Source organism: Microbacterium sp. AG790, from assembly GCF_003634765.1.
GTDB lineage: Bacteria > Actinomycetota > Actinomycetes > Actinomycetales > Microbacteriaceae > Microbacterium.
Map to the genome: position 1 here is coordinate 13,821 of NZ_RBWZ01000012.1, position 14,770 is coordinate 28,590.

Consider the following 14,770-nt stretch of genomic DNA (forward strand, 5'->3'; position numbering starts at 1 on the left):
CTGGTGACGGACTCCTCAGACCGCGCGGATGCCGCGTGGCGTGCACGCTGGGAGCAATCGACCCTGCGGGAGCGCCTGGACGAGCCGATCGAGCGCGCGACGCAGATCACGCGCAAGACGCTGGGGTTCTTCCCCATCCGCGTGTGGCGTCATTTCCTGCGCGCCAACGGGTTCCTGCTCGCCGCGGCGATCAGCTACCAGTCGTTGTTCGCGATCTTCGCCGTCATCTACTTCGGCTTCGCGATCGTCGGCATCTGGCTCGGCGGGAGCGCGCAGGCCATCGCCGGTCTGATCCGCATCCTCAACCTGTACATCCCCGGCCTCATCGGCCGCGAGGACGGGCAGGGGCTCGTGAGCGAAGCCGATGTCGCCCAGATCGCCCAGGAGTCGGCGAGCGTGCTCGCCGTCACGGGTGCCGTGGCGTTCATCGCGGCACTGTGGACGGCGATCGGCTTCGTCACGTTCACGCGGCGCGCCGTCCGCGACATCTTCGGCTTGCCGTTCGACACCCGCAGCTACGTGCTGTTGAAGGCCCGGGACTTCTTCGCGGCCGCGCTGTTCGGGCTGGCGCTGGTGGTCGGCGCGGTGCTGGCGAGCGTCGCCGCCGGCGCGATCGAGCTGCTGTTCCAGCTGTTCCAGTGGCCGGACTACTCGGACTGGGTGTGGGTGACGGGACGCATCGCCTCGGGTGCGGTCGCCTTCGCGATCAACACCGCTGCCATCGGAGCACTGATCCGCTTCCTCACCGGTACGTCGCTGCGCTGGAGGCTGATCCTCCCCGGCGCCGCCCTCGGCGGAGCCGCGATGGTGGTGCTCCAGTACGGCGCGGGCATTCTCCTCTCCTACTCGCCCTCCAACCCGCTGCTTGCGACGTTCTCGGTCTTCGTCGGGTTCCTGCTCTGGTTCCGCTTGGTCGGCATCGTGATCCTCGTCGCGGCGTCGTGGGTCGCCCTCACGGCGCAGGATGCGGACGTGCCCATCGAGCGGTTGACGGCGGACGAGCAGCGCCGTCGCGAGCACGCCGCACTGCTGACCGCCGCGCGCCTGCGCGTGCGCGATGCGCATCTCGCCCGCGCCGAAGCGCCCTGGTGGCGGCGGTGGCGGGCGACCCGTGAACTCCGCCGGGCGGAGGACGATCTCGCACGGGTGGAGGCCGACACTCCCCCACCCCCGCGCGGTTTCCTCGACTGACGGTCGGCGGCCGCCGTTCGGTGTCGGCGCCGCTCGTTAGGGTTGACGGGTGCCACGAAACCTCCGCGTCGCCTCCGTCAATGTCAACGGCATCCGTGCCGCCGCCCGCAAGGGCATGCTCCCCTGGCTCGAGACGGCCGACGTCGACGTCCTGACCCTGCAGGAGGTCCGCGGCGAAGCGGCGCACCTCGCCGACGCGCTCCCCGGATGGCATGTCGTGAACGACGAGGCGCTGGCCAAGGGCCGCGCCGGAGTCGCGATCGCGGCGCGCGAACCCATCGACATCTGGCGCGTCGCGCTGGGAGACGACACGCTCGACTCCCGCGGCCGCTGGGTCGAAGCCGATATCGAGGTCGCCGGCGAGAAAGTGACCATCGTCAGCGCGTACGTCCACACCGGCGAAGCCGACACCGACAAGCAGGTGGCCAAGTACGCCTTCCTCGATGCGATGGAGGCGCGGATGCCGAAGCTCGGCGAGCTGGCCCTGATCACCGGTGACCTCAACGTGGGTCACCGCGAGCTCGACATCCGCAACTGGCGGGGCAACGTCAAGAAGGCGGGCTTCCTGCCGCGCGAGCGCGCGTACTTCGACCGCTTCACCGGCCCCAAAGGCGAAGAGGTCGCCTGCACGGACGGCACCACCGGCACCGGTCTCGGCTGGGTCGACGTGGGACGCCGCTGGGCGGGCGAGGTCGACGGCCCCTACTCGTGGTGGTCGAACCGCGGCAAGGCGTTCGACACCGATACGGGCTGGCGCATCGACTACCACCTCGCCACGCCGGCGCTGGCGGAGCGCGTGGTCGACTACCGCGTCGTGCGTGCGCCCTCCTGGGACACGCGGTGGAGCGATCACGCTCCCGTGGTCGCCGACTACGCGTTCTGAGATCACGAGTGAGGTGCCGTCCGCAATCGGGCAGACACGGCGGGACCCCGGCATCCGTTCTCTAGACTTGGACGATGACCAGGCCCCGCCTCTACTCCGGAATGCAGCCCTCCGCCGACTCCCTCCAGATCGGCAACTACATCGGGGCTCTGCTGCAGTGGCGTGACCTGCAGGAGGAGTACCAGGCGTTCTTCTCCGTCGTCGATCTGCACGCCCTCACCCAGCCGAACGATCCGGCGGAGCTGCGCGAGAAGACCCGACGGACGGCGGCGCAGTACATCGCCGCCGGCATCGAGCCGTCGAAGTCGACGCTCTACGTGCAGTCGCACGTGCGCGCCCACGCCGAGCTCGCCTGGGTGCTCTCGACCATCACCGGATTCGGTGAGGCGAACCGCATGACGCAGTTCAAGGACAAGTCCGCGCGGTACGGCGCCGACCAGACCAACGTCGGCCTGTTCACCTACCCGGTGCTGATGGCCGCCGACATCCTGCTCTACCAGACCGATATCGTCCCGGTCGGCGACGACCAGAAGCAGCATGTCGAACTCACGCGTGACCTCGCGGAACGGTTCAACTCCCGCTACGGCCAGACCTTCCGCATGCCGATGCCGGTGATCCAGCAGGACACCGCGCGCATCTACGACCTGCAGAACCCCACCGCCAAGATGAGCAAGTCGGCCGAGTCGGATGCCGGTGTGCTGTGGATGCTGGATGACCCGGCCGTGTCGGCGAAGAAGATCATGCGTGCCGTCACCGACAGCGAGGGCGTGGTCCGCTACGACAAGGAGAACAAGCCCGGCGTCTCCAACCTGCTGGTGATCTATGCGGCCCTCACCGGACGCCAGATCCCCTCGATCGAGGACGAGTACGCGGGTCGCGGCTACGGCGACTTCAAGAAGGGGCTCGCAGAGGTGGTCGTGAACGAGTTCGGGCCCGTCCGCGCGCGGGCACTCGAGCTGCTCGATGATCCCGCCGAACTCGACCGCGTGCTCGCCGCCAACGCCGACCGCGCCGCCGAGGTCGCGGATGCGACCCTCGCCGACGTGTACGCGAAGGTCGGACTCCTCCGCCGCGGCTGACAACCGTCGCGGGTTGCGGTTGCCGCGAGGCTTGCCCACGGTCCCGTACTCAGTCTGCCTGGTGGTCGAGCTCTCTGAGACTGCGATGTTCCGCGCACGTCACGCTCGCAAAAATCGTCGCAGACTGAATATGGCGACCCGGGCTGCGCCGTCCACGCCGCGATCCAGTCCAGCCCGCATCTCACGACGCTCCTGCGCGTCCGACGCCGCCGGTGTTCCGTATTCAGTCCCTGATGCATCCGCCGGGCGTTGCACCCGGCGGATGTCTGCGAGGTGCGAGAGTGCGACGAGGCGGCAGACTGAATACCGACCGCGCGGCGAGACCGCCCCGCACACCCGAACGGCCGGAGCGGCTGAGGGCGCCGCGCGGCGAGGCCGCCCCGCACACCCGGACGGCCGGAGCGGCTGAGGGCGCCGCGCGGTGGAAGAGGTCAGCCGCGACGATTGGCGAAGATCAGACCGCGCAGCGCACTGGCCACGTCCTCGAACCGGTACAGGATGTCCTCCGCCGTCAGCCTGAGCACGGTGAATCCGAGCGCCGCGAGCGCACGGTCGCGTTGGTAGTCGACACGCTGCTGATTCCAGTCGCTGTGGAACTGCTTGCTGTCGCACTCGATGATCAGCCATCCGTTCACCAGGAGATCCACACGACCGACGCCGTCGATGCTGACCTGCAGCTCGACGTCACAGCCCCACCGGCGAAGCAGGAGCCGCACGAGTGTCTCCGTTCCCGCTTCCGCACGGCTGTCGATGAAGGGCCGGATAGCCCTGAAACGCGCCGGGACCGCGCCGAAGACCTGGTCGAGCTGATCGACCGCGAGTATGCCGAGGTGGATGGCGCTATCCAACGTCGCCACCGCGAACCGCGCCTCCTGACAGCGGATCGCGTGCGACAGGGCATCCACGATGTCGACCGCACCCGATGTCGGCGGTTCGGTCAGGGCGTGCCAGTGCAGGACCAGGTCGCGCCGCTGCGCCGCCGGGCCCAAGGCACCGCCCCCGACGACCGGACGCATACGGCTGTCGCCGCGCTCCATATGGACGTGAAGTCTGGTCGAGTCGGCAACGAACACGCCACACTCGGACAAGAGCGAGAGACAGCCCAGCCGACCCCCGACGTGCGCGGCTTTGCGCAGCGCCTCCGGCGCGTCTCCGCGGACGTAGTGTCCCTTCCTTGCGCGGACGAGCTGACCGCTCTCGAGGCTCGCTCGGATCGCGCGGCTCGTCATCCCTGTCGCGCGCAACTCGGCCCGCGTCCACACATCGAACATCGCGCCAGCCTTGTCATCGCACGGTCGGAAAGCAGCCGCCCCTGACAATCAGTGGACAGTCCGCGGCGGGCAGCAGGTGGGGAGGATGTCTGCGCGTTCTGGCGGTGACGGATGCCGCAAGAGGGGTGTTCCGTATTCAGTCTCCGCCGCCGGGTCGCACTCGAGCGACCGCAACAACTCGCGGCGCGTGCGGAGGTGACATCCCTCCGAGACTGAATACGGATCGCGAGAGCCGTCGTCGGAGTCGGCGCGAGCCCCTGCGGGCGCGGGCCGTCCCCGTACCCGTACACGCCCGGGCAGGCGGGCAGGAGACCGCGCGCGCGGGCGGATAGGCTCGCGGCATGCAACCGGTGACCCTGCGGACGGCGCGACTCGAGCTCTCGCTGCCGACCGAGAACGACGTCGACGCGATCTACGCCGCCTGCCAGGACGAGCTGATCCAACGCTTCACGACGGTCCCCTCGCCGTACGAGCGCACGCACGCCGAGGGGTTCGTCGCCAAGGTCGCGGGCTGGTGGGATGCCGGGACGGAGGCGACCTGGGCGGTGCGCCACGAGGGCGCACTGGCGGGGATGATGGGCTTGCACCGCCTCAGCCAGGGGGCCGGTGAGCTGGGGTACTGGATGACGCCCGCCGTCCGCGGTCAGGGGCTGGTTTCGGAGGCCGCGCGCTGCGTGATCGACTGGGGGTTTTCTCCCGACGGGCTCGGATTGCGGCGGATCGAGTGGCGCGCGGTCGTCGACAATCCCGCGTCGCACCGCGTCGCCCAGCGACTCGGCTTCCGCTACGAGGGCCGCGTGCGGGCAGCCCTCGTCAACGGTGCCGGGGTGCGCGCCGACGGCCTCATCGCGGGGCTGCTCGCCGAGGATGAGCGCACCCCGCAGGTGTGGCCCCCTGCCGGCTGAGCCCTGACGCGGTGTCGGCACGCAGTGGCAGGATGAGGCCATGCCCGAGATGCCGGAGGTGCAAGGTCTCGTCGATTTCCTGGGTGAGCGCGCGACGGGCCGCACGATCGCGAAGGTGACCGTCGCCCACATCGCGGCGCTGAAGACCTACGACCCGCCGATCGACGCACTCGTCGGCGCTCGCATCAGCCACGCCCGACGCTCGGGCAAGTTCGTCGACCTGGCGACGGATGCCGGCATCCATCTCGTCTTCCACCTCGCCAAGGCCGGCTGGCTGCGCTGGTACGAGACGGTACCCGAGACCGTCATCCGCCCAGGAAAGACGCCGATCGCGCTGCGTGTGCGCCTCGACGACGGCGCCGGGTTCGATCTGACCGAGGCCGGCACCAAGAAATCGCTCGCCGTCTACGTCGCCCGCGACCCACAGGATGTCCCCGGCATCGCCCGCCTCGGTCCCGACCCGCTCGCGGAGGAGTTCACGCGGGATGTGCTCGCCGGCCTTCTGGCCGGTCGGCGCACCCAGATCAAGGGCGTGCTGCGCGACCAGTCGATCGTCGCCGGCATCGGCAACGCGTACTCCGACGAGATCTTGCACGCCGCGCGCATGTCGCCCTACGCCCTGGCGGCCGGTCTTGCCGACGACGAGGTCGACAGGCTCTACGACGCGATGCGCGCGACGCTGACGGATGCCGTCGCCACCGCGTCCGGCAAGCCGCCCGCCGATCTGAAGGACGCGAAGCGCCGCGGCATGGCGGTGCACGGCCGGCGCGGCGAGGCGTGCACGGTGTGCGGCGACGAAGTGCGCAGCGTCTTCTTCGCGGACAACTCGCTGGAGTACTGCCCCACCTGTCAGACGGGCGGAAAGCTGCTCGCCGACCGGCGGCTGTCGCGGCTGCTGAAGTAGCGCAGCGTCCCTCGCGACCGACATGGAATGAAAACGTCGTCGGGGCGTTGAGTAGGATCAAGTGCAAGAAACGTGCTCCGGGGTCGGTGTGAATCCGAACCGGCGGTGACAGTCCGCGAGCCCCTCTCACGAGGGGTTGATCCGGTGGAATTCCGGGACCGACGGTGATGCGTGACGGTTCGACAGAACCCGATCGCTAGTCCGGATGGGAGGCAGCACGGACGTGGTCGCGCGCACGCGGCGGCGTCTGCGGTGTCGGCCGTGCCCCGGAGCCTCACAGGAGGACGACGGATGGCCGCGACAGACCGCGACGACACGGCGATCGACCGTGCGATGCAGCGCGCCCTCGAGATCGCTCGACGGGGGCCGCGCGGCATCAACCCGCAGGTCGGCGCCGTGCTGCTCTCCTCCGACGGCGAGGTGCTCGCCGAAGGGTGGCACCGGGGAGCCGGCACGGCTCACGCCGAAGTCGACGCGCTGACGAACCTCGCCGCCGCGGCGGGAGCGGATGCCGCGCGCGGCGCGACCGCCGTCGTCACCCTCGAACCGTGCAACCACACCGGCCGCACCGGTCCGTGCAGCGAAGCGCTCCTCGCTGCCGGCGTCGCGCGCGTGGTGTTCGCCGTCACCGATCCCGGCGAGGCCTCTTCGGGCGGCGCCGCACGTCTGCGCGAGGCCGGTGTCGACGTGATCGGCGGCTGGCGCGCCGACGAGGGTGGCGCGCTCTTGGCCTCCTGGCTGGAGGTGCAGCGGCTCGGCCGCCCCCACGTCACCGTGAAGTGGGCGCAGTCGCTCGACGGCCGCGGCGCCGCCGCCGACGGCACCAGCCAGTGGATCACCGGTCCGGCAGCCCGCGCCGATGTCCATCGCCGCCGCAGCCTCGCCGACGCGATCGTGGTCGGCACCGGCACGCTGCTGGCCGACGATCCCGCCCTCACCGCACGCCGCCCCGACGGCTCGCTCTATGACGAGCAGCCGCGGCCGGTGGTCGTAGGGACCCGAGCCGTGCCGCAAGAAGCCGCCGTGCGCCGGCATCCGCGCCCGTTCATGCAGGACGAGGGCGAGGATCTCCCCGACCTCCTGGAGCGCCTCCGCGAGCTCGGCGCACACCGTGTCTTCGTCGAAGGGGGACCGACTCTCGCATCGTCCTTCCTCCGCCAGCAGCTCGCCGACGAGGTGCTCGTGTACGTCGCTCCCACCCTGCTCGGGGGGCCTCGCCTGGCCCTCGGCGATATCGGCGTCACCTCGATCGGCGACCAGCGGCGACTGCACGCGGCATCCGTGGAACATCTCGGCGACGACCTGCTCATCGTCGGCCGGTTCGACGGCACGGCCTCCTCACACACCTCCACCACGAAGGAAGAGAACTGATGTTCACCGGAATCATCGAAGAGCGCGGCGAGATCGTCGCCGTCGAGCCGTCGGGTGACGGTGTGCGGATGACCGTCCGTGCGCCGCTGGCCGTCTCCGACGCCCACCACGGCGACTCGATCTCGGTCAGCGGCGTCTGCTTGACCGTCGTCGACCAGGGCGAGGACTGGTTCACCGCCGACGTGATGCGCCAGAGCCTGGATATGGCGACCCTCGGCGCATTCGGCCCCGGCACCCGCGTCAACCTCGAGCGCGCAATGGCCGCACACGGCCGCCTGGGCGGACACATCGTTCAGGGACACGTCGACGGCACCGGCACCGTACGGGAGGTGCGCCCCGGCGCCGAGTGGCGCGTCATCCGCATCTCGCTGCCCGCAGAGCTCGCCCCCCTCGTCGTCGACAAGGGATCGATCGCGGTCGACGGGGTCTCCCTCACCGTCTCGAACGCGTCGGATGCCGCCGCGCCCGACGCCTGGTTCGAAGTGTCACTGATCCCCGAAACCCTCGAGGCGACGACCCTCGGCGACCGCGTTGCCGGCGACCGCGTCAACCTCGAGACCGACATCCTGGCGCGCCACGTGCAGCGCCTGCTCGCCTTCGCCCCCACCGTTTCCGATTCCGCCGACTCCATCACCGAAGGAGGCTCACGATGAGCCTTGCCACCATCCCCGAGGCCCTCGAGGCGCTGCGCGCCGGACGACCCGTCATCGTCGCCGACGATGAGAACCGCGAGAACGAGGGCGACATCATCCTGTCGGCCCAACTCGCCACGCCCGAGTGGCTCGCCTGGACGATCCGCTGGTCCAGCGGCTTCATCTGCGCGCCCATGCCCGCCGAGTGGGCCGACCGCCTCGACCTGCCGCCGATGGTCGCGGTCAACGAAGACGCTCGCGGCACCGCCTATACGGTGAGCGTGGATGCCGCCGACCGCGTCTCGACCGGCATCAGCGCGACCGACCGCTCGCACACCCTCAATGTGCTCGCCGACCCGGCATCCGTGCCGTCGTCGGTGATCCGGCCGGGTCACATCCTGCCGCTGCGCGCGGTGGACGGCGGCGTGCGCGAGCGTGCGGGTCACACCGAGGCCGGCGTCGAGCTGATGCGTCTCGCGGGTCTGCAGCCTGTCGCGGCGATCGGCGAGGTCGTCGCCGAGGACGGGTCGATGATGCGTCTGCCCGGTCTGATGGAGATGGGCGAGCGCGAGGGCGTTCCGGTGATCACGATCGAACAGCTCATCGCCTACCTCGACGAGGTCGAACCGATCGCCGCACCCGCTGCACAGGCGGCGGCCCAGAAGCGCCGCGTGAGCCTGCGCGCCGAGGCGACCGTGCCCACCTCGCACGGAACGTTCCGCTTTCTGGCGTACAAGGACCGCGTGACCGGCACCGACCACATCGCGGTCGTCTCGGGTGACCTCACCGAGAAGGCCCCGCTCGTGCGCGTGCACTCCGAGTGCCTCACCGGTGAAGCCTTCGGCTCCCAGAAGTGCGAGTGCGGCCCGCAGCTGGATGCCGCGCTAGAGCGCATCGACAAGGACGGCGGCGTCGTCATCTACATGCGCGGCCACGAGGGCCGCGGCATCGGCCTCATCAACAAGCTGCGCGCCTACAGCCTGCAGGAGCGGGGCCTCGACACCGTCGATGCGAACCTCGCGCTGGGCCTGCCCGCCGACGCCCGCGACTACGCGGCAGCCGGCGGCATCCTCGCGGATCTGGGTGTGGACAGCATCCGACTGCTGACCAACAACTCCGACAAGGTGAAGCAGCTGCGCGAGCTCGGACTCGATATCGTCGAGCAGGTGCCGCTGCTCGTCGGCGTCGGCGCCAACAACCATCAGTACCTGGCCACCAAGCGCGATCGCATGGGCCACATCATCAGCGCGGCAGAGCTCGACGCGGCTCTCGCCCACAGCACGGAGGAGCACGCATGAGCGGCCACGGAGCCCCCCAGACCGTCCCGATCGACGCGACCGGACTGCGGGTCGTCGTCATCGCCGGCCTCTGGCACGACGTCATCACCGACGGCCTGATCGCCGGCGCGGAGCGGGTGCTCGCGGCATCCGGGGCCGAGTGGAGCCTGGAGCGCGTTCCCGGCTCGTTCGAGCTGCCCGTCGCGGCGAAGGCGGCCCTGGATGCCGGGGCGGACGCCGTCGTCGCACTCGGTGTCATCATCCGCGGGGGCACACCCCACTTCGACTTCGTGTCGTCGGCGGCCACCGACGGCCTCACCCGTGTCGCCCTCGACACCGGCAAGCCGGTCGGCTTCGGGGTGCTGACCCTGGACGACGAGCAGCAGGGCATCGACCGGGCGGGCCTCCCCGGCTCGAAGGAGGACAAGGGCGCGGAAGCCGCGGATGCCGCGCTGCGCACCGCGCTGCTGCTGCAGCGCCTTCGCGGCTGACACCGCACCGACCAGAAGTCGCGTTTCGACTCGCTGCGCTCGCTCAACGACCGGGGGGCGCGGACGCGCGCACTATCAGTTAGGCTGAAGGCATGGAGATCCTGCGTCACGCCGTCGTCCTCGTCCACCTCACCGGATTCGCCATCCTCTTCGGCGCCTGGGTCGTCGAGGCGGTGGGACAGCGGCGCGTCACCCGCCTGATGACGTGGGGCATGCTCATCGCCGCCGTCGCCGGCCTCGCCCTGGCCGCGCCGTGGGGCATCGACTACCCGCTGAACTACACGAAGCTGGGCGTCAAGCTCGTCGTGCTGCTCGCGATCGGCGCGCTCCTCGGAATCGGCACCGCCCGCCAGCGCAAGACCGGATCCGTGCCGCCGGCCATGTTCTGGCTGGTCGGCATCCTGACCTTCCTCAACGCCGCCCTCGCCGTCCTCTGGCGCTGACCGCGTCGACGCCGGCCGGTTCCCGCTGCACGAACGAGACGCGCCACGCGGCGTAGACTCTTTAGCCGTGCGCCGGGAACCTGCCGGCGCCCCGGTGACCTCATTGTCGCGGCGCCCGCTGCACACACCCCTGCCCCGGACGCCCACCACCGGTGCGTCCCACGAGGACCTGCGATCTCTCATCGATAGGTAGCCTCTGCGCATGTCCACCGCCACCGCGGCCCCCGCCGCGCCCGTCAACTCCCGCGCTCGCGTGATCACCGCGAGCCTGGTCGGCACGACGATCGAGTTCTACGACTTCTACGTCTACGCGACCGCCGCCGTGCTCGTCTTCCCCGCCCTCTTCTTCCCGACCGGCAACGAGACCACCGCGCTGCTGTCTTCGTTCGCGGTCTTCGGGGCGGCGATGATCGCCCGCCCCATCGGCGCGGTCGTCTTCGGTCACTTCGGCGACCGATTCGGTCGCAAGGCCACGCTCGTCGCGTCGCTGCTCACGATGGGCATCGCGACCTTCCTCATCGGGTGTCTGCCCACGTTCTCGGGCATCGGCTGGTGGGCGGCCCTCCTGCTGCTGATCCTCCGCCTCTTCCAGGGATTCGCCCTCGGCGGCGAGTGGTCGGGCGCCGCGCTCGTGGCCACGGAGAACGCCCCGAAGGGCAAGCGCGCCTGGTACGGCACCTTCCCGCAGCTGGGCGCTCCGATCGGCTTCATCATCGCGAACGCGCTCTTCCTCGTGATCAACTTCGCCCTCCCCCACCCCGACGGTCCGACCCAGCGCTCCGAGGCGTTCCTCGCCTGGGGCTGGCGCGTGCCCTTCCTCTTCTCGGCCGTGATGGTGATCATCGGCCTGTGGGTACGCCTGAAGCTCGTCGAGTCCGAGACCTTCACGACCGCAGAGAAGAAGGGCGCGATCCGCCGCTTCCCCCTGGGTGAGGTCATCCGCGGACACTGGAAGAACCTCATCCTCGGCACGTTCATCATGCTGGCCACCTACGTGCTCTTCTACCTGATGACGAGCTTCACCCTCGCCTACGGCACGAAGGCGACGGATGCGCCGGTCGCCGGCCTCGGCTTCGGCTACACCGACTTCGTGATCATGCAGATCATCGGTGTGGTGTTCTTCGGGGTGTTCACCCTGCTGTCGGGCCCCATCGCCGACGCGGTCGGCCGCCGCAAGCTCCTCATCTGGGTCACCGCGTTGATCGGCGTGCTCGGCCTCACGTTCAACGTCTTCCTGCTTCCGGCCGTCGATCCGAAGTTCACGGGTGCGCTGGTGCAGGCCTTCCTCGTGTTCGGCTTCATGCTGATGGGAGCCACCTTCGGCCCCATGGGCGCCGTGCTGCCGGAGCTCTTCCCGACGAACGTCCGCTACACCGGCTCGGCGATCGCCTACAACGTCTCGTCGATCCTCGGCGCCGCCGTCGCACCGTCGATCGCACTGGGGCTGTGGGCCGCCGCCGGCGGCGAGCCGTGGCTCGTGGGCCTCTACCTGTCGGGCTCGGCGGTACTCACCCTCATCGCACTGATCCTGTCTCGCGAGACCAAGGACGTCGACTACGAGACGAACATCGGGCTCGGCGAGACCGGCTCACTCTGACGACTCACGCACGAACGGCGGATGCCGCGACCCGCACGGGCCGCGGCATCCGCCGTTCTGCGTCTGAGTGGCGGGCGCTCAGTCGAGGAACAGCGCGCGCAGCCGCTTCGTGGTGAACACGAGACCGATCGCGATCATCACGACGTAATAGAGCACGTGCCACAGCATGTCGACGTTGAGGATGCCGGTCGTCAGCCCCCGGATCAGCTCGACCCCGTGCCACAGCGGCAGCGCCATGACGATCTGCTGCACCCAGCCCGGGTAGACCGTGATCGGGTAGAAGGTGGCAGAGAAGAGGAACATCGGCAGCAGCACGAAGTTGATCCAGTCCATCTGCTGGAACGTCTTCATGTAGCTGGTGACGGCCATGCCGAGACTCGCGAAGCCGAACGCGATCAGGACCACCGCGGGCAGGGCGAGCACCGCCGTCCAGGCGAGGTTGAGCCCGAGGATCTGCATGATGATCATGAACCCGGTCGCATACGCCAGCCCACGCAGGAGCGCGTAGAGGATCTCGCCCAGGGCGACATCGAGCGGGCCGAGCGAGGTGGCGAGCATGCCCTCGTAGAGCTTGCCGTAGTTGAGCTTGAAGAAGACGTTCCACGTGGAGTCGTAGATCGCCCCGTTCATCGCCGAGACGGCCAGCAGCGCCGGCGCGATGAAGGCGGCGTAGCTGACGCTCGCGCCCTGGGCGGTCTCGACGTCGCCGATCAGCGCGCCGAGACCGATGCCCATCGAGGCGAGGTAGAACACCGGCTCGAAGAAGCCCGAGAGCACGACCGCCCAGCTGGAGGACCGCGCGGCGATGAGGCCACGCTGGACGACAGCACCGGGGTTGCCCGCCCAGAGCGCGCGCACGCCCCCGCGACGGGCCACGGTGGAGGACACCTCGACGACGGCGCTCACTTCGCGAGCCTCTCGGTGAAGACGCGGCGGGCGAACAGGTAGCCGACCACCGCGAGGGCGAGCAGATAGACGAGGTGGACCGTGACCATCACCGGGTCCACCGCCGCGCCGTATGTGGCGACGCGTCCGAGTTCGGCGCCGTGCCAGAGCGGTGAGACCCATCCGATCCACTGCAACCACAGCGGCAGCGAGTCGAGCGGATAGAACGTGCCGGAGAAGAGGAACATCGGCATGAACAGGAAGCGCTGCACGAGTGCGAACTGCCCCTTGTCGTCTTCGATCGAACCCGCGTAGGCCATGAGCGGGATGCCGAAGGCGAGCCCGGCCAGCACACCGGCGAACACCGCGAGCCATCCCGTCGCGGGGTGCGGCACCGCGCCGAACGGCAGCAGCCACACGATGAGGTAGTAGGCAGCCGAGGCGACGACCATCCGCGCGGTCGCTCCGGCGACGACGCCGTTGGCGATCTGCGGGCTCGACAGCGGCGAGGCGTTGAAGCCGTAGAAGTAGCGGCGCCATTTGAAGCCCGCCATGACCGGATAGGTGAGCTCTTCGCTGGCCACCGAGATGGTCGCGGTCGCCAGGAGCGCCGGAGCGACGAACATGAGGTAGCTCACCTCCTGGCCGTGGTCGACGATCGGCACGCGGATGAGCGCAGCAAGGCCGACGGCGAGCCCGAGCAGGTAGAGGATGGGCTGACCGACGGCACCGACGATGATGGTCCAGCCGTAGGCGCGCATGGCGCGCACCATGTGCTCGGTGACGTACCAGCTGCCGCGACGGCGGGGCTTACGGCCCCATTCCATCGCCTCGGCCCGCAGCTCGTCGATGCTCGGGGGCGCCGCGGCATCCGTCGAGGAGGTGCTCATTCGATCAGCGACCTTCCTGTGAGACGGAGGAAGACGTCCTCCAGCGACGAGCGGCGCACGAGCGACGTGATCGGCTCGAGCCCCTGCGCGCTCACGCGCTCGAGGGCGGCCTCGCCGTTGTCGGCGTAGATGAGGATGCGATCGGGAAGCACCTCGACACGGTCGCCGATGCCGGCCAGCTGTCCGGCGACCTGGGCGTTGCGATCCGAGCCGAAGCGCACTTCGAGCACTTCACGGCTGGAGTGCTCGCGGATGAGGGATGCCGGGGTGCCCTCGGCCATGATGCGGCCCTTGTCGACGACGACGAGCCGGTCGCACAGCTGCTCGGCTTCGTCCATGTAGTGCGTGGTCAGCACCAGGGTCGTGCCGCGCTCCTTCAGGCGGAACAGGCGGTCCCACAGGACGTGGCGCGCCTGCGGGTCGAGGCCCGTCGTCGGCTCGTCGAGCAGCAGGATGCGCGGGTCGTTGATGAGGCCGCGCGCGATGGTGAGGCGCCGCTTCATGCCGCCGGAGAGCTGGTCGACCTTGTTCTTCGCCTTGTCCTCGAGCTGCGCGAAGGCGAGGAGCTCATCGGCCTTCTCATGGCACACCTTGCTCGAAAGACCGAAGTACCGGCCGTAGATGTACAGGTTCTCGCGGGCGTTGAGCTCGCCGTCGAGGTTGTCCTGCTGCGGCACGACGCCGAGCCGGGACCGGATCTCGGGACCGTAGCGGTCCGGGTCGAGGCCGAGAATCTGCAGGTCGCCGCCGGAGCGGGTGGAGACCGCGCCGATCATCTTCATCGTCGTCGACTTGCCGGCGCCGTTGGGACCGAGAAGACCGAACGACTCACCGGGCGCGACCTCGAAGCTGAGACCGTCGACGGCGACGAAGTCGGGCTTGCCCTTGACCTTGTAGGACTTCACGAGCTGATGCGCGGAGATGACAGGAGCAGGCACCGGTCCACCCTAC

The 14,770-nt window shown here is 69.5% G+C and carries 15 protein-coding genes and 1 riboswitch; of the genes, 11 read left to right on the forward strand and 4 right to left on the reverse strand.

Features of this window, described 5'->3' with window-relative positions:
• Positions 1-3 precede the first annotated feature (3 nt).
• From DEU37_RS13100 to trpS, 3 genes are all read left to right on the forward strand, one after another.
• Complete coding sequence (locus DEU37_RS13100; protein WP_121191076.1) at positions 4-1,191, forward strand: YihY/virulence factor BrkB family protein; 1,188 nt, start codon at positions 4-6, stop codon at positions 1,189-1,191.
• Between the two features lie 49 nt (positions 1,192-1,240).
• A complete protein-coding gene (locus DEU37_RS13105) occupies positions 1,241-2,074 on the forward strand; it encodes an exodeoxyribonuclease III (protein WP_121191077.1) in 834 nt (277 codons plus the stop codon).
• Positions 2,075-2,148: 74 nt separating this feature from the next.
• Positions 2,149-3,153 (forward strand): tryptophan--tRNA ligase, encoded by a 1,005-nt coding sequence (gene trpS, locus DEU37_RS13110; RefSeq protein WP_005048100.1) that lies wholly within the window; start codon positions 2,149-2,151, stop codon positions 3,151-3,153.
• Between the two features lie 431 nt (positions 3,154-3,584).
• On the opposite strand, the gene DEU37_RS13115 is transcribed toward trpS, so the two are convergent.
• Positions 3,585-4,190 carry an endonuclease domain-containing protein gene (locus DEU37_RS13115; RefSeq protein WP_259457292.1) on the reverse strand — a complete coding sequence of 202 codons (606 nt, stop codon included), beginning with the start codon at positions 4,188-4,190 and terminating at the stop codon, positions 3,585-3,587.
• 575 nt (positions 4,191-4,765) lie between these two features.
• Here DEU37_RS13115 and DEU37_RS13120 point away from each other — a divergent pair.
• The 8 genes from DEU37_RS13120 to DEU37_RS13155 all read left to right on the forward strand — a co-directional run bounded on the left by DEU37_RS13120 (position 4,766) and on the right by DEU37_RS13155 (position 12,044).
• Positions 4,766-5,329, forward strand: coding sequence for a GNAT family N-acetyltransferase (locus tag DEU37_RS13120; RefSeq protein WP_121191079.1), 564 nt, complete (start codon positions 4,766-4,768; stop codon positions 5,327-5,329).
• A gap of 40 nt (positions 5,330-5,369) precedes the next feature.
• Positions 5,370-6,233 carry an Fpg/Nei family DNA glycosylase gene (locus DEU37_RS13125; protein WP_121191080.1) on the forward strand — a complete coding sequence of 288 codons (864 nt, stop codon included), beginning with the start codon at positions 5,370-5,372 and terminating at the stop codon, positions 6,231-6,233.
• 68 nt (positions 6,234-6,301) lie between these two features.
• A riboswitch (FMN riboswitch) is annotated at positions 6,302-6,456 on the forward strand.
• A gap of 68 nt (positions 6,457-6,524) precedes the next feature.
• A complete protein-coding gene (gene ribD / locus DEU37_RS13130; protein ID WP_121191081.1) occupies positions 6,525-7,604 on the forward strand; it encodes a bifunctional diaminohydroxyphosphoribosylaminopyrimidine deaminase/5-amino-6-(5-phosphoribosylamino)uracil reductase RibD in 1,080 nt (359 codons plus the stop codon).
• The gene (locus DEU37_RS13135) at positions 7,604-8,257 is read left to right on the forward strand and encodes a riboflavin synthase (RefSeq protein ID WP_016463426.1); all 654 of its coding nucleotides are present in this window, start codon (positions 7,604-7,606) and stop codon (positions 8,255-8,257) included. Before ribD ends, DEU37_RS13135 begins: the two co-directional genes overlap by 1 nt.
• Positions 8,254-9,534, forward strand: coding sequence for a GTP cyclohydrolase II (gene ribA, locus DEU37_RS13140; protein ID WP_121191082.1), 1,281 nt, complete (start codon positions 8,254-8,256; stop codon positions 9,532-9,534). Before DEU37_RS13135 ends, ribA begins: the two co-directional genes overlap by 4 nt.
• Positions 9,531-10,004 carry a 6,7-dimethyl-8-ribityllumazine synthase gene (gene ribH / locus DEU37_RS13145; protein ID WP_061683564.1) on the forward strand — a complete coding sequence of 158 codons (474 nt, stop codon included), beginning with the start codon at positions 9,531-9,533 and terminating at the stop codon, positions 10,002-10,004. The genes ribA and ribH overlap by 4 nt, the downstream gene beginning before the upstream one ends.
• A gap of 92 nt (positions 10,005-10,096) precedes the next feature.
• Complete coding sequence (locus DEU37_RS13150) at positions 10,097-10,447, forward strand: Fe-S protein (protein WP_121191083.1); 351 nt, start codon at positions 10,097-10,099, stop codon at positions 10,445-10,447.
• A 202-nt stretch (positions 10,448-10,649) separates the two neighbouring features.
• Complete coding sequence (locus DEU37_RS13155; protein ID WP_121191084.1) at positions 10,650-12,044, forward strand: MFS transporter; 1,395 nt, start codon at positions 10,650-10,652, stop codon at positions 12,042-12,044.
• Positions 12,045-12,122: 78 nt separating this feature from the next.
• Here DEU37_RS13155 and DEU37_RS13160 read toward each other — a convergent pair whose 3' ends face one another.
• From DEU37_RS13160 to DEU37_RS13170, 3 genes are read right to left on the reverse strand one after another with little or no spacing between them, the layout of a single operon-like run.
• Positions 12,123-12,950 carry an ABC transporter permease gene (locus DEU37_RS13160; protein ID WP_121191085.1) on the reverse strand — a complete coding sequence of 276 codons (828 nt, stop codon included), beginning with the start codon at positions 12,948-12,950 and terminating at the stop codon, positions 12,123-12,125.
• Complete coding sequence (locus DEU37_RS13165) at positions 12,947-13,819, reverse strand: ABC transporter permease (protein ID WP_005048072.1); 873 nt, start codon at positions 13,817-13,819, stop codon at positions 12,947-12,949. Before DEU37_RS13165 ends, DEU37_RS13160 begins: the two co-directional genes overlap by 4 nt.
• Entirely contained in the window at positions 13,816-14,757 is a 942-nt protein-coding gene (locus DEU37_RS13170) for an ABC transporter ATP-binding protein (RefSeq protein WP_121191086.1), read from the reverse strand. The genes DEU37_RS13165 and DEU37_RS13170 overlap by 4 nt, the downstream gene beginning before the upstream one ends.
• Positions 14,758-14,770 lie beyond the last annotated feature (13 nt).